At 60.6% G+C, this 20,653-nt stretch carries 20 protein-coding genes; 11 read left to right on the forward strand and 9 right to left on the reverse strand.

The annotated features are described in order from the left end of the window. Positions 1 to 22: 22 nt before the first annotated feature. The 3 genes from P8K07_00930 to speA all read right to left on the reverse strand — a co-directional run bounded on the left by P8K07_00930 (position 23) and on the right by speA (position 3,656). Positions 23 to 226 carry a cold shock domain-containing protein gene (locus tag P8K07_00930; GenBank protein ID MDG1957083.1) on the reverse strand — a complete coding sequence of 68 codons (204 nt, stop codon included), beginning with the start codon at positions 224 to 226 and terminating at the stop codon, positions 23 to 25. 131 nt (positions 227 to 357) lie between these two features. After that, complete coding sequence (locus P8K07_00935; GenBank protein MDG1957084.1) at positions 358 to 1,710, reverse strand: trypsin-like peptidase domain-containing protein; 1,353 nt, start codon at positions 1,708 to 1,710, stop codon at positions 358 to 360. Further along, positions 1,707 to 3,656, reverse strand: a complete 1,950-nt coding sequence (gene speA, locus P8K07_00940) for a biosynthetic arginine decarboxylase (protein MDG1957085.1) — start codon at positions 3,654 to 3,656, stop codon at positions 1,707 to 1,709. Before speA ends, P8K07_00935 begins: the two co-directional genes overlap by 4 nt. A 108-nt stretch (positions 3,657 to 3,764) precedes the next feature. Here speA and P8K07_00945 point away from each other — a divergent pair, with 108 nt between their 5' ends. Further along, positions 3,765 to 5,390, forward strand: a complete 1,626-nt coding sequence (locus P8K07_00945) for a bifunctional glycosyltransferase/class I SAM-dependent methyltransferase (GenBank protein MDG1957086.1) — start codon at positions 3,765 to 3,767, stop codon at positions 5,388 to 5,390. Here the strand turns inward: P8K07_00945 and nadA are convergent. Both nadA and P8K07_00955 read right to left on the reverse strand, forming a co-directional pair. Further along, on the reverse strand, positions 5,387 to 6,730 hold the full coding sequence (gene nadA / locus P8K07_00950; protein ID MDG1957087.1) for a quinolinate synthase NadA: 1,344 nt from the start codon (positions 6,728 to 6,730) through the stop codon (positions 5,387 to 5,389). The two genes, P8K07_00945 and nadA, sit on opposite strands and share 4 nt — an antisense overlap. 54 nt (positions 6,731 to 6,784) lie before the next feature. Then, a complete protein-coding gene (locus P8K07_00955; GenBank protein MDG1957088.1) occupies positions 6,785 to 8,017 on the reverse strand; it encodes a radical SAM protein in 1,233 nt (410 codons plus the stop codon). 129 nt (positions 8,018 to 8,146) lie between these two features. Here P8K07_00955 and P8K07_00960 point away from each other — a divergent pair, with 129 nt between their 5' ends. After that, on the forward strand, positions 8,147 to 9,148 hold the full coding sequence (locus P8K07_00960) for an LLM class flavin-dependent oxidoreductase (protein MDG1957089.1): 1,002 nt from the start codon (positions 8,147 to 8,149) through the stop codon (positions 9,146 to 9,148). A 100-nt stretch (positions 9,149 to 9,248) separates the two neighbouring features. On the opposite strand, the gene P8K07_00965 is transcribed toward P8K07_00960, so the two are convergent. Then, positions 9,249 to 9,902 carry a YdcF family protein gene (locus P8K07_00965; protein MDG1957090.1) on the reverse strand — a complete coding sequence of 218 codons (654 nt, stop codon included), beginning with the start codon at positions 9,900 to 9,902 and terminating at the stop codon, positions 9,249 to 9,251. A 218-nt stretch (positions 9,903 to 10,120) separates the two neighbouring features. On the opposite strand from P8K07_00965, the gene P8K07_00970 reads away from it, so the two are divergent. The 3 genes from P8K07_00970 to P8K07_00980 are packed head-to-tail and all read left to right on the forward strand — an operon-like array spanning position 10,121 to position 13,853. Continuing rightward, entirely contained in the window at positions 10,121 to 11,452 is a 1,332-nt protein-coding gene (locus P8K07_00970; protein MDG1957091.1) for a hypothetical protein, read from the forward strand. Further along, entirely contained in the window at positions 11,452 to 12,972 is a 1,521-nt protein-coding gene (gene argH / locus P8K07_00975) for an argininosuccinate lyase (GenBank protein MDG1957092.1), read from the forward strand. The genes P8K07_00970 and argH overlap by 1 nt, the downstream gene beginning before the upstream one ends. Positions 12,973 to 12,995: 23 nt before the next feature. Then, complete coding sequence (locus P8K07_00980) at positions 12,996 to 13,853, forward strand: phosphosulfolactate synthase (protein ID MDG1957093.1); 858 nt, start codon at positions 12,996 to 12,998, stop codon at positions 13,851 to 13,853. A gap of 27 nt (positions 13,854 to 13,880) precedes the next feature. On the opposite strand, the gene P8K07_00985 is transcribed toward P8K07_00980, so the two are convergent. Further along, positions 13,881 to 14,597 (reverse strand): protein phosphatase 2C domain-containing protein, encoded by a 717-nt coding sequence (locus P8K07_00985; GenBank protein ID MDG1957094.1) that lies wholly within the window; start codon positions 14,595 to 14,597, stop codon positions 13,881 to 13,883. A 149-nt stretch (positions 14,598 to 14,746) separates the two neighbouring features. Between P8K07_00985 and P8K07_00990 the strand changes: the two genes are divergently transcribed. Beyond that, positions 14,747 to 15,109, forward strand: coding sequence for a nitroreductase/quinone reductase family protein (locus P8K07_00990; protein ID MDG1957095.1), 363 nt, complete (start codon positions 14,747 to 14,749; stop codon positions 15,107 to 15,109). 49 nt (positions 15,110 to 15,158) lie between these two features. Then, positions 15,159 to 15,782 carry a histidine phosphatase family protein gene (locus tag P8K07_00995; protein MDG1957096.1) on the forward strand — a complete coding sequence of 208 codons (624 nt, stop codon included), beginning with the start codon at positions 15,159 to 15,161 and terminating at the stop codon, positions 15,780 to 15,782. Positions 15,783 to 15,813: 31 nt separating this feature from the next. Here P8K07_00995 and P8K07_01000 read toward each other — a convergent pair whose 3' ends face one another. Next, a complete protein-coding gene (locus P8K07_01000; GenBank protein MDG1957097.1) occupies positions 15,814 to 16,647 on the reverse strand; it encodes an SDR family NAD(P)-dependent oxidoreductase in 834 nt (277 codons plus the stop codon). A 302-nt stretch (positions 16,648 to 16,949) separates the two neighbouring features. On the opposite strand from P8K07_01000, the gene P8K07_01005 reads away from it, so the two are divergent. The 4 genes from P8K07_01005 to P8K07_01020 are packed head-to-tail and all read left to right on the forward strand — an operon-like array spanning position 16,950 to position 19,259. Continuing rightward, positions 16,950 to 17,108: a hypothetical protein gene (locus tag P8K07_01005; protein MDG1957098.1), complete on the forward strand. Its 159-nt coding sequence runs from the start codon at positions 16,950 to 16,952 to the stop codon at positions 17,106 to 17,108. A 22-nt stretch (positions 17,109 to 17,130) separates the two neighbouring features. Continuing rightward, complete coding sequence (locus P8K07_01010; protein ID MDG1957099.1) at positions 17,131 to 18,003, forward strand: TauD/TfdA family dioxygenase; 873 nt, start codon at positions 17,131 to 17,133, stop codon at positions 18,001 to 18,003. An 11-nt stretch (positions 18,004 to 18,014) separates the two neighbouring features. After that, positions 18,015 to 18,473: a GatB/YqeY domain-containing protein gene (locus P8K07_01015; protein ID MDG1957100.1), complete on the forward strand. Its 459-nt coding sequence runs from the start codon at positions 18,015 to 18,017 to the stop codon at positions 18,471 to 18,473. Between the two features lie 3 nt (positions 18,474 to 18,476). Next, on the forward strand, positions 18,477 to 19,259 hold the full coding sequence (locus P8K07_01020) for an enoyl-CoA hydratase (GenBank protein MDG1957101.1): 783 nt from the start codon (positions 18,477 to 18,479) through the stop codon (positions 19,257 to 19,259). Here P8K07_01020 and P8K07_01025 read toward each other — a convergent pair whose 3' ends face one another. Then, complete coding sequence (locus P8K07_01025) at positions 19,260 to 20,504, reverse strand: cytochrome P450 (GenBank protein MDG1957102.1); 1,245 nt, start codon at positions 20,502 to 20,504, stop codon at positions 19,260 to 19,262. Positions 20,505 to 20,653: the final 149 nt, after the last annotated feature.

Genomic DNA, 20,653 nt, shown 5'->3' on the forward strand with positions numbered 1-20,653 from the left:
CCAACGGGAAAAGCCTGAAAGCCTAATCTATTTTTAAGACGTTTGTGGCTTGGGGGCCCTTGTCGCTGTCGGAGATCTCGAACGAAACCTCTTCTCCTTCAGCAAGCGCCTTGTAGCCGTCGCCCTGAATGGCTGAGTAATGCACGAACACTTCGGGACCTTCATCCTGTACGATGAAACCGTATCCCTTGGCGTTGTTGAACCACTTTACCTTTCCCTGTGGCATTTCGATGTCTCCATGTTGCTTGAGCCTGATCGTGCGGCTCTCAAGAATTTGGTCTTCGACATCTACCAACATCGGGTGAAAGGGGGAAACGGAGCGAAGAAGTTTTTCTGTGTCCAGGACGCCGTTTTCTCTCACTTTTCGAGACGAACCCCTAATTGGTATACAGAACGGCCCCTTCTGACAGTCAGACGTGCACTCGCGTTGCGGCGAATTTTCAGAAGCGCCTTGCTGAATTCCGCCGAATCATCGGTCGGGAAAGACTCGATGGCAAGGAGGATATCGCCCGGGCGTATGCCGACACCGGTCGCGGGAGAGCGCTCGCGTACTCTCGAAATTCGCAACCCGCCGCGAGCCCCCGGACGGTCGGTTCGCAGTCCGATGCGGCGCCATCCAGTGCGTTGCATCACTTTGTCGGTCATCGGAGTTGCCTTGAGTTCGACCTCGATCGGCTGTCCGTCTCGGAGAATCGTCAAGGACACAATTTCTTCCTGATGGATTCGTGCCAATCGTTCCGCGAATTCTGCTCCGTCGCGTGGAGTCTTGCCGTCGATGGCGATCAGGACGTCGCCGCGGACAATCGAGGCATTGGCCGCCGGGCTTTCCAGATCAATGCTATGCACCACAACACCCCGTTGGTGGGGAATCTCGAGAGCATCCGCGAGCGCGGGCGTGAGGTCTTGCAGGTGAAGTCCGAGATGGCCTCGACGCACCTCGCCGAAATTGATCAGTTGCTCCACGATCCTTTGGGCGCGGTTCGCCGGAATCGCAAAGCCGATATTCTGTGCGCCTCCATATATTGCCGTATTGATGCCGATAAGTTCTCCTCGAATATTGAGAAGTGGCCCTCCCGAATTTCCCGGGTTGATCGACGCATCCGTCTGGATGAAATCGAGATAGTTGCGATTCGCGGTTCGCAGGGATCGATCGGTCGCGCTGACGACACCGGTAGTCACGGTATGCGAGAATCCGAACGGATTGCCGATGGCGATCACGGTTTCGCCGGTCATGGGCGAAGTATCCGTCGCGAAGGGGATCGACGGCAGGTTGTCGGCCTCAACTTTCAGCACCGCGATATCCGAATCTTCGTCCGTACCGACGATGGTGGCGGGCAATTCTCGTTCATCGGCGAGCAGGATCCGGATTTTTTCTCCTCGAGCCACGACGTGCGCGTTGGTGACGATGAAGCCGGTATCCCGCAGGATGACTCCCGATCCAAGATTTTTCTGCGTGCGGCGGCGTTGCCGGATCGGAGCTTCGAAGAAATCCGAGAAGAAGCGGTCGAAGAGCGGGTCCGGATGTATCAGGACAATTTTCTCCGCAGAAATATTAACCACGGCATCGCGAACTTTTTCCACGGCCGTGACCACGGGGCTGACGCGATCCTCCGGGTGCGCGGCGGAGGCTGTCGGCAGGATCGCGAGGGCGAGGAGGACGATCGCGATGGTGGAGAAATCTATCCGCGGAGGGGCAGGTTTTTGGGTCATCGGAGTTGCGTGACTTTTCGTGGGATCACCGAGATTTCTTCTTTGGCATCCTCGACGTCAAGGTAGGTATAGCCGGAGAGTCCCTGTTCGTAGCGGCGGCGAAGTCGCGCGGATTCCTCGACGGTAATGGTCCCCTTGCGCAAGGCGGTTTCTATCGCCCGTCGCGCTCGCTCAACCAATTCGGCTCGCGAGAATTGTACGTAGCCGAGAACCTCTTCGACGGAATCCCCCTCCACAATATGTTCGATTTCGATTCGATCGTTTTCGCCCAGCCGCACGTGGACCGCGTCGGTGTCGCCAAAGAGATTATGCAGATCTCCGAGGATCTCCTGATAGGCTCCAACCAGAAAGACGCCAATATAATAGGGTTCATTATTGGGTGGGTGAAGGGGCAGAACATGTCTGGTTTCCCGCCGGTTGATGAACTGGTCAATCCTTCCGTCCGAATCACACGTCAGATCGGCAAAAACACCGCGGCGGGTCGGTTCTTCATCGAGGCGATGAATGGGCATGGTCGGAAAGAGCTGCCGGACGGCCCAGTGGTCGGGGGCAGACTGGAATACGGAAAAGTTTCCGTAATAGGTATCGGCCATGGCGCGTTCCAGGCCCTGCAGCTCATCGGGGAGGAATTCAAGTTGCTCCGCGAGGCGCAGGATCTTTTCGCAGCAAGCCCAGTAGATTCGCTCGCTATGCCCACGTTCGCGCAGGCCGAGGTAGCCGAGTTTGAATAGCGCGAGGGCTTCTTCCTTCGCGGCTGTCGCGTCGTGGAAGGACTCGATCAAATTGGTCGCATCGGCATTCTGGTGGGTTTGAAAAAGGCTGTGGACGACGCGGTGTTCGTCGGCCGAGGGTTGCGGCACCGCGCCACGCGGCGATACTTCGTTGACGCCGAGCACATTGAAGATCAGGACGGACTGGTGTGCGACCATGGCGCGGCCGGACTCGGTGATGATATCCGGGTGCGCCACGCCTTTCTCGTCGCAAACCTCGGCAATGGTGGCGACGACATCGCGTGTGTACTCAAGTTCACTGTAGTTCATGGAGGAACTGAAGTTCGTTTGGGATCCATCGTAGTCGACCCCAAGACCTCCCCCGACATCCAGATACTTCAGCCGCGCCCCCAATTCCGTCAGTCCCACATAGAAACGAGCGGCCTCCTTGACGGCCTCGCGGATCGCGCGAATCTGGGTGATCTGGGAGCCGACGTGGAAGTGCAGAAGCTCGAGGCAGTCGAGCATCTCGTGCTCCTCGAGGATGGCGATGGCCTTCAATATTTCATCTGCGGTGAGCCCGAACTTGCTACGATCACCGCCCGACTCCACCCATCGTCCCGCTCCTTTGGCCGCTAGCTTGGCTCGGATTCCGAGGTGCGGGCGGATGCCGAGATCGCGTGCCACGTCCAGAGCAAGCTCGAGCTCGTGGAATCGATCCAGAACAATGATGGGCTTCCGGCCAATTTTCTGAGCCAGAAAAGCGATCTCCATATAGGCGCGGTCTTTGTAGCCGTTGCAGATCATCAGCGAGTCATCGCCGTCCATGATGGGCAAGATCGCGAGCAACTCGGGTTTGCTGCCAGCTTCGAGGCCAACGCCGAAGGGTCGTCCAAAGTCGAGGACCTCCTCCACGACGTGCCGTTGCTGGTTGACCTTGATGGGGTAGATCGCCCGATGCTGGCCGCGATATCGATTGGCAGCAATGGCATCATCGAAGGCGTGGCAGAGGTTTTCGATTCGGGTGGCGAGAATATCGGAGAAGCGGACCAGGACCGGGATGTTGACCCCGCGGTGACGGAGGTGCTCGACCAACTCGGCGAGATCGATTCCCGGTCCCCCAGCGCCGCGGGGGCGGACTTCCATATGTCCATCGGCGTTGATGGTCATGAAGTCACCGCCCCAGGCGTGCACATCGTAGATTTCCTCAGAGTCGTGAATTTTCCAACTAGCCACTGAAACAAAAGATACCCGTCGGAACCGGGGCTCGCCAGAAGGCTTCGGGGGCGGGTTTTCGTCTGTTAAGGACCATCGCAGCCCGTTGTGGCTCCGGAATTTTCTGAAATGACGCCATTTTCATTGATTGTGCCCGCATTTGAAGAAGCGGAACGTCTGCCTCATACCCTCGAGGTTCTCAAGGGTGCCTCGGCGCTGCTCGATCGTGGGGTCGAAATTCTCGTCGTCGATGATGGGAGTTCCGACCGGACGGCGGAGGTAGCTGCGGCGTGCGAGGGTGTGCGGGTGATTCGGCTTCCCGAGAATCGGGGGAAGGGCGTTGCGGTCTCGGCGGGCGTGCGAGCGGCCTCGCATGAGTTGATCGCTTTCACCGATGCCGACTGCCCCTACGATTTGACGGCCCTGACGCCCATGTTTGCCGCCATCGAAGCCGGTGATTGTGACATAGCGATCGGGTCCCGAGAGTTGGCCGATTCGGAAGTGAACCTTGGTTATGGATGGATGCGTCGGTTCTCGGGGCAGATCTTCTCGTATCTCACTTGGTTGGCCATCGGACTTCCCTTTCGCGATAGCCAATGCGGTCTGAAAGCTTTCCGGGCGGATACCGCTCGAAAGCTCTTTGCGATGCGGACGATCGAGGGCTTCGGCTTTGACTTCGAGATTCTGGCAGCGGCTTTGAATCAGGGTGAGCGTGTACAGCGTTTTCCGGTGCGCCTGACCCACTCCGACGACTCGAGGATCCGATTGATCCGGGACAGTTTGCAGATGGCCCGGGATCTCTTGCGGGTTCGGCGGGCGCTGCGGCGGCGCGCCTATGATTTTCAGCCGGACGATCGGACGGAGCACCCATGTCCGCTTTGCGGTGACGCTGATTTCGAGCCCGTGGTGGCCAAGGACGGATTCCGCATGGTCGCCTGCCGTGGTTGTGGTCTCTGGTACCTGAACCCGATGCCCTCGGAGGCTCGCCTTGGCTCGCTCTACGAACAGGAATATTTCGCGAATGCCGACAGCTTGAGTGCGGGCTACGAGGACTACGCCACGCGCGGGGAGGATTTTCGCGAAGTCTTTGCCCATCGTTTGGCAGCTCTGCCGCCAGAGGTTGAGGGTGGACGATTACTCGATGTGGGGGCCGGGTTTGGCTATCTCCTCGATGCGGCAGAGGGGAAGTTCTCCGAGCGTTGGGCCGTCGAGCGGAGTCCCGATGCGGTCGAGGCTCTGCAGGGCAAGGGAACCGTCTGTCGGGGAACTCTGGCGGAGGTTGAGCTACCGAATTCCTATTTCGATGTCGTGAGCCTGCAGGACTGCCTGGAGCATTTCCGTGATCCTCGCGAGGCGCTCCTGCGGATCCGCGAAGTCTTGCGTCCTGGCGGTCGGGTGATTCTCGTGACGCCCAATACGGATAGTCTGCTCGCCAAGCTGCAGCGCCGATCCTGGGTTTCTCTGAAGTTCCCCGAACACGTGGTGCTTTTTCAACCGGGCACGCTGAAGCGAATTCTGGAGGAGACCGGTTTTATAATCGAGACGCGAACGGCAGCGGGCCAATACGCGCGCCTCGATTTTCTCGTCTCGCGGGTTTTGAGTGGCTACCCACGCCTCGCTTCGCTGGCACAGGCCTCGGTAGCCAAGCTGGGCGGGGCTCATTTGCGGTTTTGGGTCGGCTCCGGCTCGCTGCAAGTGGTGGCCGCAGGCGCGCTGGCCTCGGTGGCCCCGCCCGAGCGGCCCTCGGCGGACTAGCGGGCCGCGGCCTGCGTGATCGAAATCATGCGCTCCAGAGCGTGGCGCGCATTCTTGACGACCTCATCGCGTTCTTCGGGGTCCAGACGCTCCCGGCGTGCGGTGACTTCATCAATGCTATCGCCGGGCAGGACCCGGTTCAGATCCGGAGCTTCGCCGCGGCGCAGCAGATCGAGGGTCGCCGCGAGGTGGGGTGGGTCATTCCTCGACATGGTCGCGCAGCCACAACCCATCGAGCTGAATTCGGGGCTGGGAATATCAGCGACGTTCACCAATTCGATGCCGCGCAAAGCGGCTTGCTCGCGTGCATTGCGGACAAAATGGCCTTCGGTGCCGATTGCCAGCCGATCGCCGGGTTTCGCCTCGAGAAGAGCATTCCACAGGAATTTGGTCGATCCGGCGCCATCGGCCGCGTCGACAACGATCTTTGGGCATTCAGGATGGACGAGCACGCGATAGCCGCGTTCCCGCCAATAGGCGACATGGCGCGGTTGGAAAACCGTATGCACGCCACAGAAGCTGCCCCAGAGAATCATCTTTGCCTGGTCGAGTCGTTCGAGATCGGTCGCGGAAAGTTGAGCGACCGTCTGGGCTGCGCCCTCGAGACCGCCGCCCCATTGGAATTGCGCTGCTGGAGGTATCCCGCACCAGCCGGCAACAACCTCGCCGAGATGCCGATCGGGTACGAAAAAGATCTTTCGGTTCTGCTCGAGAGCCCAGTTCACAATGGCCTGCGCGTTGGAGCTGGTGCAGACGGCGCCACCGGTTCGCCCGGCGAGAGCCTTTACGCGTCCGGAGGTATTCATATAGGCGATCACGAGAATATCGTCGCCGTAGCGGCTCTGCAGGTCCTCGAAGACCGGCTCGACCATATGGTCTTTCGCCAGCATTTCCATCGTGCACCCCGATTTGGGGTTCGTGATCCACACCTTCTGGTCCTCATTGGCGAGGAGGGCAATGGACTCCGCCATAAAGTGCACGGCTGATTCAACGATGACTTTTTTCTCGGGGTGGTTTTTGGCCTGCAGCGCCAGCTCATAGGAGTCCGCGATTCGGCCACCGTAACGTTCGACCAATTTCACGATCTCGCCACCCATATAATAGTGAGCGAGGAGAAGAAGTTCGTCTCCGAAATGCTTGAGCGCCGGTTGGATATAGCTATCCATCCAGGGCAAAACCGTCCCGGGCTTGCGGTCCGGAAGCGCCAGATATTCCTCCGCATACGGCTTGAAGGCTGCCTGATACCAATCAAGCGGAAGATCTTGCTGGCAGATGGGCATGTCCGGGACGAGCTGGATTCCACTGGAAGCCGGAAGCGGTTCGGAATTTGTCGCGCTCATACTCCATCTAGCATAGCGAGGCAGAGGCGGTCGCGCGAGAACCCGTGCTGGAGGTCAACTCGAGGCTTGAACGGTCGGCCGTCGGAAGTGCGCGCCATCCATCAGGGGAAGGGGGCGGTCGAGGCCATAGCGCCTCGCGCTGGATTGGAAGAGGGCGTCGAGTTGGGCAAGATAGGCGGCTGAAACGTTGTGATCGCCGGTGGACTCGCCGCTGGGCGATTCCGCGGATCGCGAACTGTTTTGCCGGCCGTAGTCGATTTTCTTCTGCATCATCGGTCGATCTGTCTGGATCCAGTTCCAGAACGCATTGTCTGTATCGTGCGGAAGTCCCCCGAGGTTCCAGGCAGCGCTGCGCGCACCCGCCTGCGCGGCCGCCCCGAGGATGGCAGGAATCTCCGAGTCGTTCAGACCCGGGAGGATCGGGGCGGCCACAACGCTGGTGGGGATCCCAGCGTCGGCGAGTCTTCGGATGGCAGCCAGCCGGGCGCTCGGCTGCGTATGGCCCGGCTCGAGCCGTTCGGCGAGTTCGTCATCGAGAGTCGTCAAGGAGAGGTGGACCTGAGCCGAGCGACGACGGGCGAGGCCGGCGAGCAGGTCGAGGTCGCGAAGGACGAGGTCGGAAGTGGTATGAATGACAACCGGATTTCTGGCCGCAGCCAGGACTTCGAGACATCGCCGGGTGAGACGAAGCTGTCTCTCGATCGGCTGGTAGCAGTCGGAAGCTCCCGCAAGGGTGATCGGTGCGGACCGCCAGCGCCGGCTGGCGAGCGTTTCCTGGAGTAATTCCGGGCTGGCCGGGTTGACGACGACTCGTCTGGCGCGCCCGGGGGTGTTCGAGCGATCCGCAAAGGTTTCGGCTGATGTTGCGGACGACCTTCCCTTAGGGCGTTTGTCGGTCGTGGCGGCACCCGTGTGGGGGGGCTGTACGTCCTTGGCGCACCCGCTGTATGGCTGGAGCTGCCAGCCGCGGTCTCCGTAGAGTCCTGCATTCTCGGTCAGGATTTGTCGCGATTGGGTGTAGAGATAATGAATCCGCGTGGCGACTTGCCGGCCTGCCTGAAGGCGATGCTGACGGCCGGTCACGGATCCGTCGGTCACGGATCCGCCGGTCATCGACGCGCCGTCGGCCGATCGGTCGGCCGATCGGTCGACCGATCCGTCGACCGATCCGTCGACCGATCTGTCGCCCGATCTGTCGACCGATCCGTCGACGAGGTTTGGAGTTTGCGCGGAAATATTCGGTATCCGCTGTGAGGGCGCGCCGTGGAATTCCTGGTAGCTGTCCATTCGCCTTTTATTCGCCCTTTCGATGCCGGCGTCAAGTGAAAAGCGAAGAAAAGACGAAATCCACGTTTTATCGATGTTTTACCTCGGGGACTTGACGCGACTACGCTCCTTCTGGCACCGACACTCTGCATGAAGGAAAAGCTTGGAGTTGTCCCGTTCTGGCAGGGCTATGACCGCAAGGAAGTCCTGAAAATCGCTCGGATCGCCGAAGACCTCGGTTACGAATCCATCTGGATTCCGGAGGCCTGGGGTTACGAGCAATTTCAGTTGCTCACCGAAATCGCGAAGGAAACGACGCGGATCAAGCTCGCGACCGGCATTGCGAATGTTTTCAGCCGGTCGGCGGGTCTATTAGCCATGAGCACCGCGACTCTGGATGAAATTTCCGAAGGGCGCGTCATTCTCGGACTGGGCACCAGCGGCAAGAACGTCGTCGAGAATTTTCATGGAACGCCCTATCGCAAACCTCTGACCCGGCTGCGCGAAACGATCGGGATCTGCAAGACTCTCTGGCGCGGCGAGAGACTTACGCCGGAGCAAAGCACGCTTGCCGAATTACGGCATTTCAAGTTGGCGATGACGCCCGTGCGCGCGGATATTCCGATCTATGTGGCCTCCCTGCAGCCCAAGGCGGTACGCGAACTGGGGCGCATTGCAGATGGATGGGTGCCGACTTTCTGGCCCTACGAGCATTTTAATGAAGGTTTGGAATGGATCGCCGAGGGCGCAAGGGACGCGGGCCGCGACCCCTCCGAGATTGAACTCGCACCGTTCCTCGGGGTTGTGCCGATCGAGGATGTCGACTTCGCCCGCAGCGCTCTCAAGCCGATGATCTCGTTCTATATCGGCGGCATGGGGACCTACTACCACGATATGTTCTGCCGATTCGGCTTCACCGAAAACGCCGATCTGGTGCGCGACCTTTATGTTGCGGGCAACAAGCAGGAGTCCATCGCAGCTGTCAGCGATGATCTCGTCGATGCGATTGCGATCTGCGGCTCGCCCGAGCACTGCCGCGAGCGTCTCGGCGAGTGGCGTGCGAACGGCATGGGTCATGGATTGGTCGGGCTGAGCCCGGGCGCGACGGCGGATTCTGTCGAGTTCATTCTCAAGGCCGTAGCGCCGGCCTGAGGAGAAAGTCCGAAGTGAGCAGGGATGCCCCGGGGTCTCTCGCCCCCGGGGCCTCTCGCTGGCGCTCCGCCAGCTCAGGGGCTGGCGACGGCCCGGAGGCTCACAGCCAGGTGCGGGCCCTATAGTAGGCGAGGCCCAGCCATTCGTGGAGTGTTTGCGAGATCAGGCTGGCCCGCGCGGGTGGCTCCCCTTCGATGCGATCCACAGGCGCTGGGTGGATCTGGATCTGCTGGGCGGTGAAGCAGAGCCGTGCCCGGCGCATATGCAGGGCGCTGGTGACGAGTGTCGCCGACCGGATGTCCCGTTCCCGCAGGAGCAGAGAGGCCTCCTCGGCGTTTTCCGCGGTCCGACTGGAAAGACCTTCCTCGAGGATCTGTTCGGCCGGGACACCCAGATTTTGCGCCATTTCGGCCATGGCAGAGGCACTTACCGGACGGCCCGGTCGCCTCGGCCCGCCGCAGACGACAAAAAGAGCCTCCGGATTGGCTTGGTGGAGTCTGGCTGCATGCTGCAGACGGGCACGGCTGGTGGCGTTGAGGTGGCCCGTGGATCGAATGCCTCCGCTGAGAACAACAATGGCGCGCTGCGGGCGCAGATCAGGCTTCAGGCGCAGCGGCCCGGCGAGCACCTGGCCCAGCGGATCGAGTCCATATTTCAGGGCTTTTTCGCCCAGACCCTCGATTTGGCGTTCGAACCAACGCCGAATCCTGATCTCGCGCGGGCTGTAGCGCTCCCGATTGGTTTTCGTGGGCATCCAGACTTGTTCTAGCGCAAAATCGGCATTCGGGGCAGTCTTGGTTTTGGGCGGATTATATCTTCCGCAACGATCAGCCGAAGATAGGAAAAGAGGCAGCCGGGCGCTGCCGGCACTTGCGATGAGACCTTTCGACCTAGACAAAGAGATCCCATGTTCCCTTTCCGGGAGGTCCCGTGGATGCCTGCGGGACGGTGCCCCGGCTTTCAGGAGTAAAAATGGATCTCCCTCGTTTTGATCAACCGCCAGCCGTCGTGCTGGGACTCGGACAAAATGGCATGGCCACGTGCCGCGCGCTCGGCCGCGTCGGCGTGCCCGTGATCGCGATCGACTCGGATCTCGAGCAACCGGGAGCGCAAACCCGCTATGCGACCAAGATCCATTGCCCGGATTTCCAGAAGGGTGGGCCGGGTCTGGTCGCGACGCTGATTGAAATTGGCGAAGAATTGGCCAGGCAGGGCCAGAAGGGAGTGCTGCTTCCCAGCGGAGACTTGAATGTCCAGATCATCTCTGAAGAACGTGAGGCACTCGATCCATATTTTCACTATCGCTTGCCCGAGAAGGAAGTCGCCCGACTCTTTCTGGACAAGAAGTCCTTCTACAAGATCGCCATGGAGCGAGATTTTCCGCTCGCGCGTACGTACTTCACGGACGAAGACCACGATATCGAGAAGATTCTCGAAGAGCTCTCCTATCCCGCGCTGATCAAGCCCTTTCAGCCCAATGCGGCCTGGCGCGAGACCTTTGATACGCGACTTTTCCTCGCGGATTCGGCGGAAATGTTGCGCAAGCTCTATGACCTGACCTACCCGGTTCACCAGGATCTGATCATCCAGGAGTATATGCCCGGGGACGATAGCCAGGTGATGTGGGGTGTGACCTATCTCGACGCAAACCAGAATCCTCTGGCGGTCTGGACGGGCCGGAAGTTGCGGATGTATCCCCGCGGTTTCGGGACCGCGACCCTCGCGGAAAGCCGCCGCGACTCCTGGTTGGCGGAAGAGACCGTACGCATTCTCAAGGACATCGGCCACGTTGGCTATGGTGTCGTCGAATTCAAGAAAGACCAACGTGACGGTTGCTTCAAGATCACCGAACCGACCGGCGGGCGCACCTGGTTCCCGCATTCGGTGGTGACGGCATCCGGAATTAATTTGCCGCATATCTGGTACCGTGAGGTCCTCGGAGAATCGACTGAGCCGCAGACCGAATTTCAGGAAGGTCTGAAATGGATTCACGAAGAGCGCGACCTCAAGACGGTGATGCTCTATTTTCTGCCGGAAAAGAGACTGACGTGGTGGACCTGGTTGCAGTCGTACCGAGGTCGGCGCACCTATGCCTATTCGGCCTGGGACGATCCGGGCCCGATTCTGAACTCGGTCGGACGGATTTTGCAGGCCGGCGTGAATCGGTTCCAGCGCCTGCTCAAGCGTGGTGGTGACTCCGAGGCTGTTCGTGTGGAGAAGAGCCGACCGCGCGCCATGGATGAGGTTCTGCTCGCCGCGGACCCGACGGTTGGTCGCGGCATTCGGAAGGTCTCGGTGGATTAATGGCTTCCACAAAGGGGCAAGGCGAAGGCGGTCGGTTGCGCGAAGGTCCGGCCCCGGAATTGCGCGAAGCGGCCTACGGACTCGAAATTGCGGACGCTCCGATTCTGCACAAGGGATGCAGCCTCGCCGACCTCGCCCACATTTTGATGATGCTCGAGGTTGGCGTCGTTCCCGCGGAGGCAGGCCAACGCTTGCTGCGGCAGCTGTTGGAACTGCACGAGATTCCGGTGGAGGAATTTCCGCTCGATGACGCTCTCGAGGATGTCTACTCCAACCGCGAGGCGTGGGTACGCGCGCGAGACGAAGAAGCAGCCGGTTGGTTGGGTGCGGGCCGTCCGCGCCGGGAACCGGCGACGATCGCCTACCGATTGGCCGTCCGCGATCGCCTGCTGGGCCTCTCCGAGCAAGTCCTCGGGATGCTGGACGCACTGGTCTCTCAGGCACGCGAGCACGTCCATACCGTGATGCCGGATTACACGTATCTGCAACCGGCGACGCCGAGCAGCCTCGCGCACTACCTCCTTGCTTTTGCCTACCCGGCGCTCCGCGATCTCGAGCGCCTCGAGCAGGCCTACCGCCGCACGGATCAGTGCCCGGGGGGCATCGGGAATATCAATGGAACTCGCCTGCCCGTGGATCGGGAGCGTCTAGCCGATTTATTGGGTTTCGCCGAGCCGATCCGAAACACCCGTGACGCCATGTGGCAGGTTGACCAGCCGCTTGAGGTGATGGCCGATTTGATGGCGGTCTTCCTCCATCTCGACCGTCTCGCCGAGGATTTGCAGATCTGGAATACCAAGGAATTCGGGCTGGTAGAGCTGGCGGATCGCCACGCGCGCATCAGTTTGATCATGCCGCAGAAAAAAAACCCTTACGCGCTGGCCTTCGTTCGTGGCATTTCTGGCACCATGCTCGGCAAAATGGTTTCCATGGCTGCGGTCGGTAAAAGCCCCTCGGCGCAAATGGATAATCGGATCTTCGCCATCGGTGAGGTTCCGCGATCGTTGGACGCCGGCATTCGGACGGCAAAGCTCCTCGCGGAGGTGGTTCGCGGATTGTCTTTCGACACCGAACTCATGCGCGAGCGCGCGAGCGAGGGCTTTATTCACGCAACGGATCTCGCCGAGACCATCATGCAGGAAGAAGGCGCCACCTACCGTCAGGCACATCGTCTGGTCGGGCTGGCTGTTCGGGAAGCTCTGGCAGCGGACCCTGGCGCCAGAGATGTGCCGCGGGAAATTCTCGCCAACGCGGCCCGGGAGGTTCTCGGCCGACCTCTGCAGCTGACTGCCGACAGGCTCGAGGCGCTCGCGAATCCGGAAGAAGTGGTCCAGACCCGAACGGGAACGGGCGGTGCAGCCGGCGCGGCCGTCGAGGCGATGCTGGAGGAGTGCAGCCAGCGGGCCTTGGCGCATCAGCAATTCTGTAACCGCGAGCGGCAACGCATTGCCGATGGTGAAGCTGGACTGCTGGCGCAAGCGCGAAAGCGGGCGGCTACCAACTCCGCCCAAGTTGAATGACCTCGATTGGAGAATAGACCATGATGGATTTTTTCTCACTTCCCTCCCGCAGTCCCAAGCCACGCGATGAAGGCGTCACGCATGTGATCGACAAGGGGCTGGGTCTGGCTCAGGTCGAGGATATGCTCGCCACTTGTTCCAACTATATCGATATCGTCAAGTTGGGTTGGGGTACGGGCTACGTCACCCAGAACCTCGCCGAGAAGGTCGAACTCTATCATAAGGCTGATATCCCGGTTTGTTTCGGCGGTACGCTGGCCGAGGTGGCGATCCTGCAGGGTAAATTGGACGAATTTCGAGATTTGGCACTCTCGCTCGGTTTGTCCCACGTCGAGATCTCCAACGGCGTGATCGATATGTCCATGAAGGAAAAGGCCGGCTATATCCGCGAGCTTTCGAAGGACTTCGTGGTCCTGACCGAAGTGGGCAGCAAGGATTCGGAAAAGATCATCCCGCCGTTTCGCTGGGTCGACATGATTCAGGCCGATCTCGACGCAGGAGCCTGGAAGGTCATCTGCGAAGCTCGAGAGAGCGGAACGGTAGGGCTTTATTTCGGCTCGGGCGAGGCCCGTTCAGGACTCATCGACGAGATTTGCACAAAGATCGATCACGTGGACCTGATTTTCGAAACGCCTCAGAAGGTTCAGCAAATGTACATGGTCAAGAAGCTTGGTTCCGAGGTGAACCTCGGTAATATCGCGACCACGGAGGTGATTCCGCTCGAAACGCTCCGACTCGGACTGCGCGGGGATACAATGGCTGATTTTCACGATGTCGACATCTGGAACAAGCGTCGCGATGCCGAGTTGGCGGCCGAGATCCCGACGCCCGAGCGTCGCGAGCGAAAATCGCGCAAGCCCAAGCTGACACGAATTCGCTGAGGCAGGGGGCGGCCCCAGCGCTCGCCCTCAAGCGATATCGATCACGATCGCTGTGGCGTTGTCGCGCCCGCCGGCCTGCAATGAACTGGCAATCAGTCGGGCCGCTGTCGGTCCGCTGCCTTCATGGTTGGCGAGGAAGGTCCGGATGGCTTCCGGGGGAAGCATGCCGGAGACACCGTCGCTGCAAAGCAGAAAGGTGTCTCCCGCGATCACCTCACTTGCGCCGACGCTGACGCGAACGGCGGGAGAAATTCCCAGAGCGGCCATCAGCTGGTTGGTATGAGGAAGTTCAAGGGGTGTTCTGGGCTGGTCCCGGTAGGGGAAGCCGTATCGGGTATGGTCTGCGGTGAGAAGTTCGAGAGCGCCTTCCCGGCAGCGGTATAGCCGACTGTCGCCAACATGCGCCCAGCAGGCCTCCCCGACATCCGGATCGAGGCTTAGGGCCACAATTGTCGTCCCCATGGATTTTCGACCCACGCTGCCGGAGGCACCTGCGTCGTGGATGGTGGTGTTTGTTTCCTCGATGGCCGCGGTCAGCGCCACAGTATCGAGACGCCCCTTGCGGGATCGGCATCGCCGGGGGATTTCCTCGATGGCCATCTGACTCGCTTTTTCCCCGTGGACGTGGCCGCCCATTCCGTCTGCGACGAGAAAGAGGCCCATTTCGGGGAAGCAGCCCACCGAGTCCTGATTGGATGCGCGGACGTGACCGGTATTGGTTTCAGAGGCGAAATCGACGTTCATGGAGGGGGAATCTCTTGGTTGCTCTCTCTATTTGCCCGATCCGGTATGTTGCTGCAATCTCCGGCTTCGGGCCGGTGCCTCTGGCGAGTGGCAGATGCATGGCTTAGCGTAGGAGACGGAACCCCGGGCTCGGGGGGGAGGGCAGCGATTTGGATCTCGAGAAAATGGAACGCGTGAAGGAAGTTCGGATGACCGCTCCGGGTCGAAAGAGCGGCAAGCCGAGATCGGTGACGATCTGGTTTGTCCGCGAGGATCAATCGATCGGCCTTGGCACGATGGATGATACCCGGGGTTGGGTGCAAAATGCTCTCGCCGCCGACGAGGTCGAGTTGGAGATCGATGCTTGCCGTATGCGAGGGAAGATCCGAGTCGTCGAGGACCCGGAGGTGCACCGGCGTTTGCGCAAGGCGTTCGCGAGAAAGTATTTGCCAGCGAGGTTGCTCTCGTTCGTCGGTGTCGGCCAGCGAACCACTTTCCTCGTTGAGAACCTCGAAGAGTTGGAGGCGGTTTGATGGGCCTGCGGCGGCTGGATGAAGAACTCATTGTGGAAAGAGGTCCGGGTTGAGTGGTCTCGGCCGCATCCTTCTGGTTCGTCATGGCGAGAGCACGGGCAACGTCGAACGCGAATTTTCCCGCGACCCCGACATCGATCTGACGGAGCGGGGTGTCGAGCAGGCCTGCGCAACCGGTCGTCATCTTGCGCGCGAGTTTTCGCCGACCCGGATTGTCGCGAGTCCTTATTTTCGCGCACGTCGCACAGCCGCCCTGATCGGAGACGCACTCTCTGGGGCCTTCGACATTCACATCGAAGAAGATCTGCGGGAGCGTTCGATAGGCGCCTTGGCGGGCCAACCCTATGGTGCGATGGCGGCTCACCCGGATTACGAGCCCGAGCGCTACTGGGCGTGGCGGCCGCCGCAGGGCGAATCGCTCGAGGACGTGCAGGTCCGCGCCGGCGCTGTCCTGCAGAGGGTTGCGGCAGCTTATCCGGGGGAGGACGTGGTGCTGGTCAGCCACGGAGGCACCATGATGGCGCTTTGTGCCCATGTGGAAGGGAGCTTCGAGCGCCCGCGGGTAGCCGGCAACTGCGAAGTTGTGGTGGTCGAGCACTCGGGTGGTCGTGACTTGCGCCTGGTCGCGGCGGCGGGACCCTCGGCTGCCGGGACTGAAGAAACAGGCGGCTGATCGACAGCACCGAGGCTGCGCATCCTCGTCGCTACTGATGGCGCTGGGCGCGATCCCGGGCCCTTTCCAATATTGCCGGATCAACCGGTTCCATACGCGCCATTCCACGCAGCAGCAGGCCGGGCGCAAGCAAGCGCAGCAGGTGTGCCGAGATCAGTTGGGGATTCCCGCGTGGCGCGGTGGTTTCGCGAAGACGCCTTTCAATGACTTCGAGAACCGCTCGCGTGACTGTCGCGGATGGGTATTTATAGCCGGCAAAGCCCGCGGGTTCCTCTTCGGGGCCGGTTTCCCAAATTGGCGTATCGATGGGGCCGGGATTCACGATGCCTGCGTGAATGTCGGTGCCCTCAAGGTCAGACCAGAGTCCGCTGGTGAAAGCATTCAGCGCAGCCTTGGAGGCCGCATAGACGCCCTCGCGGGGAGGGCAGACCTTTGCCGTGAAGCTCGAGACGTTGACGATGGTCCCCTGTCCGGCACGCAGGAAGGCCGGGATGGCCCGCAGAGTGCTGTACATCGGCGCCATGAAGTTCACCTGCATGACTCGCGCGGCCTCGTCGCTGGTGAGGTGGAGGGCCGATTTGTGGCAGGACATCCCCGCGTTGTTGATCAGGATGTCGACACTCCCGAGGCGCGCCTCGGTTTCATCAATGATCTGTTCGGCAAAGGGGCGTTCGGCGAGGTCTCCGGCGATCCAGAACGATTCCGGGGATGTCTGACGGCAAACGGAGACCAGATCCTGCAGCTCCGGTTCTCTGCGAGCGACAGCCACCACCCGGGCCCCTCGTTCGGCCAGAGCGAGAGCGGTGGTATGGCCGATGCCGGAGGAGGCTCCGGTGACGATCGCGACTTGATTCCGGTAGTCCATAGCCCCGATTTACTCCTGAGTGCGCCCTGGAACCAACGAAAATGCACGAATTCGGCTCCATGAGCCCCGGGGCATGGATTCTCGGGCCTCCAGTCAGTAAAGAAATGGAGCGCGGATTCTTGAGGGGGGGCTGGCTTCCCTGAAAATAGGCTCCTCGAAGGAGTTTTTTCAGATGGTCGAAGCAGATTTCGGAGGTTGTATGCGGATGTCGGAGATGAATCTTGGCTAAATCGCGGCTTACATTCCAGAAGCGGCAGAAGGAACTTGCGCGAATTCGGAAGCGTGAGGACAAGAAAAAGCGGATGGCCGAGCGGCGTCCGGAACCCGGGGAAGAGGGCGAGGAGCGGGCCAAGGGCCCACAGATCGCCAGCACCGAGGACCTGGTTGGTCTCGGGCTTGCCGAACCGGAAGAAGTCGAAACAGAGGAAGAAGACAGCCCGGAAGGCTCGGATCGGGGCTGACGGCACCGCGTCGGGCAGGTCCATGAGCGCCGAGAATTCCGATATCACGATTGCCCCTCGCCCGGATGGGTTCGGAGCGGTGGTGCGCGGCGTGAATCTCGGGGCGGAGCTCTCGGATCAGGACGTGCGCCGAATCCGTCAGGCCTGGGCAGAGCATGGAGTGCTGGTCTTCCCGGACCAGCCCCTCGACCATGCGGGGTTGGAGCGCTTCAGCAATTCGATCGGGCCCTACGGTCATGACCCGTATCTGGAGGCGTTGGGCGATCATCCTCATATTGTTGAACTCGCGCGCGAACCTGACGAGAAGTCCTACGTGTTCGGTGCCGCGTGGCACTCGGACTGGAGCTTTCAGGCTGCGCCGCCTTCGGCCACCATTCTGCACGCCAAGACAGTGCCGCCGGTTGGCGGTGACACGCTCTTTGCGGATACCGCGGCAGCATTTGATGCATTGACGCCGGAGCTGCAGCAGCGCTTGCAGGGATTGCATGTCGTCCATTCCGCGGGGGCCGCGTACGGACCGCGGGGTATTCTTCAGACCGATCCGCATCCGAGTACGACCAAAATTGTGATTTCGCCGGAGGCCGAGGCGCGCGAGGTTCACCCGCTGCTGCGTCGGCATCCCGAGAGCGGTCGCACCGCGTTATTTGTCAACCCGGTCTACGCGGTCGCCATCGAGGGGCTTTCTCCCGAAGAGAGTCGGGCTTTGCTGGGAGAGTTGTACCTGCATCAGGTGCAGGAACAATTTATCTATCGACATCGATGGCAACCCGACATGCTCATCATGTGGGACAACCGAAGAACGATGCATCAGGCCGAGGGTGGCTATGAGGGGCATCGCCGGGTGATGCATCGGACGACGATCGCCGGCGAAAAACCGCTCGCGGTGCACGACTGAGGAGAGAAGAGATGGCAATTCAGGATGAAATCGAGACGCGGCTCAAAGCTGCTTTACGCGCGAAGGATCAGGCGGTTCTCGATGTTCTGCGGATGCTGAAAAGCCGCGTTCAGGAACGCACCACCGCCAAAGGTTTCTCCGGGGAAGTTACCGACGCGCTGTGGCTCGAAGTGATTGCGGCTTATCAGAAACAGATGAAGAAGGCGGTCGGTGAGTACGAGAAGCTGGGGGCTGCGGGGGCCGAACAGCTGGCGAAAATCTCCTTCGAGGTGGAATTTTGCGCGACCTTCCTGCCGGCTCAGCTCAGTGAGGGTGATTTGCGCACCCTTGTTCGCGAGCGGATGGAGGAGAACGGGGTGACCGAGCCCGGGCAAATCGGTCGTCTCGTCGGAGCCGTGATGAAAACGCATAAGGGTCAGGTCGATGCTGCCAACGTGAAGCGCATCGCCGAAGAACTGCTCGGAGATTGACCGGTGGCCGGGCTCGTTCGCACGGTTCGCGAAGGTTCATTGGGCTGGGTGATTTTCGATCACGAGGAGCGTCGTAACGCCATCAATGCCGCGATGTGGGAAGCAATTCCCGAAGCGATGGCCGAGATGGTGGAGGACCCCGAAGTGCGCGTGGTCCTGCTGCGGGGTGCTGGCGAAGTCGCCTTTGTTTCGGGCGCGGATATCTCCGAATTCGGCAAGCTGCGCACGGGTGCCGCCGCGAGCAGCTACGATGCCAATAACGGGAAAGCGTTTGCTGCGATCGCTGAATGTCCGAAGCCGGTCATCGCCATGATCCACGGGTTCTGCGTCGGGGGCGGTGCGGCACTGTCTCTCAAGGCGGACCTGCGCTACGCGGCAGACGATGGTGTCTTTGCGATCCCGGCCGCCCGTCTGGGGCTCGGTTACTCGGCGTCGCTGCAGGAATCCCTGGTGGCGACGGTCGGCCTGCCGGCGGCCAAGGAGATCTTTTTCACCGCACGACGCTTTTCTGCCCCGGATGCGCTGCGATTGGGGCTCGTCAATGAGGTTCTGCCCAAGGCAGAGCTTGAGAGCTATGTCCGAAAAGTCGCTGAAGGGATTGCTCGGAATGCGCCGTTGACGCTCCGCAGCGGCAAGCTGATTCAGAACCAACTGGCCGGGGCGGAAACGGCCCGTGACCGGCAAGCCTGGTCGGAATCAACGGACGCTTGCTACCATAGCGAGGATTATCAGGAGGGGATCCGCGCATTTCTGGAAAAGCGCCCCCCTGTCTTTCGGGGCAAATGATCAGCCGCGAGCGTCCTTGCGCAATTTGATTCGAATTGGAAGTTCCTTGACCCCGCCGACCAGTGGCGAGTGCAGGCGTTTGACCTCGCCCGCAAGCTCCACTTCCTCGATCTTGGGGAGGAGGTATTTGTAGGCGAACTCCATCTCGAGTCTGGCGACGTGAGCGCCGAGGCAGAAGTGTTCCCCCTGCCCGAAGCCGAGATGGTGATTGGGCGTGCGGTCCACGCGGAACTCGTAGGGATTTTCGAAGACGTCTTCGTCACGATTGGCTGATGGGTAGAACAAGCCGACAGCGTCGCCCTCACGGATCTTGACGCCCTTGTAGTCGATGTCGCAGGTTGCCGTCCGCGCAAAGTGGATAATCGGGCTTGTCCAGCGGACAATTTCCTCAACGGCCGGTTTCATCAGGTTGAGATCGTTTTGCAGCTTTCGCATCTGGTCGGGGTGTTCAATGAAAGCGAGCATGCCGCCGCTGGTGGCATTGCGGGTGGTCTCGTTGCCGGCCACCACGATGATCAGACACCAGGTCATCACATCCATATCCGGGAGTGGTTTGCCCTCGTATTCCATCTGCGTGAACAGGGTGGTGAGGTCGTCGCCCGGGTTTTTTCTCTTTTCCTGAGCCAGCTCGGTGAAATAGCCGAAGAGTTCGACCATGGCCGTCTGGGCTGTGGCGCTCGCATCCATACCTTCGGTTTGAAATTCCGGATCGCCCGCGCCGATAATGCGGTTGGTCCAGTCAAAGAGCAGCGGCCAATCTTCGCGCGGCACGCCAAGCATCCAGGCGATCACCGCAATGGGTAGCGGGGCCGAGACTTTCTCGACGAAGTCGCAGGTCGTTTCGTCGCCCAATTCCAGTAGCTCGTCGACGATCTCGCGGGCAATTCTGTCGATGTCGGGATGCATTTTACGCATTCGTCCCGGCGTGAAGCGTTTGATCGCCATCGAGCGGTAATCCCCATGCTTGGGCGGGTCGAGCTGGATGAGGGTGGGGGGCATGAAGCTGTTGTCGGTCTCCGGCTGGTTTTGGAGGACCAGTCTCGGGCCACTGGCGAAACGCTCGGGATCCTTGCCAATCGCGATGATGTCGTCGTGGCGGGTGAAACACCAGAAGGGGCGACCAGCGGTGTTATCATACCAGTGGATTGGTGATTCCCGACGGAGCCGGTCCCAAAGAGGGTGTGGGTATCCCCGGTTGGCGTAGTCACTGCCATCAACAAGATTGAATTGGTCAAAATCGATCATCGTGGTTCCTTCCGGTCGCGGCCAGCTCCGGCCGTCCTCGGTTCCCTTATGGCACTCCGGGCGCGACGTTCAAGCATTGACCGGGTTCCCGTATCATTTGGGTCGAGTGCGTGGGGACGCGGGTAGGGGTGCGGGCGGCCTCCGATGCG

The sequence above is a fragment of the Candidatus Binatia bacterium genome, assembly GCA_029248525.1.
Lineage (GTDB): Bacteria > Desulfobacterota > Binatia > UBA12015 > UBA12015 > UBA12015.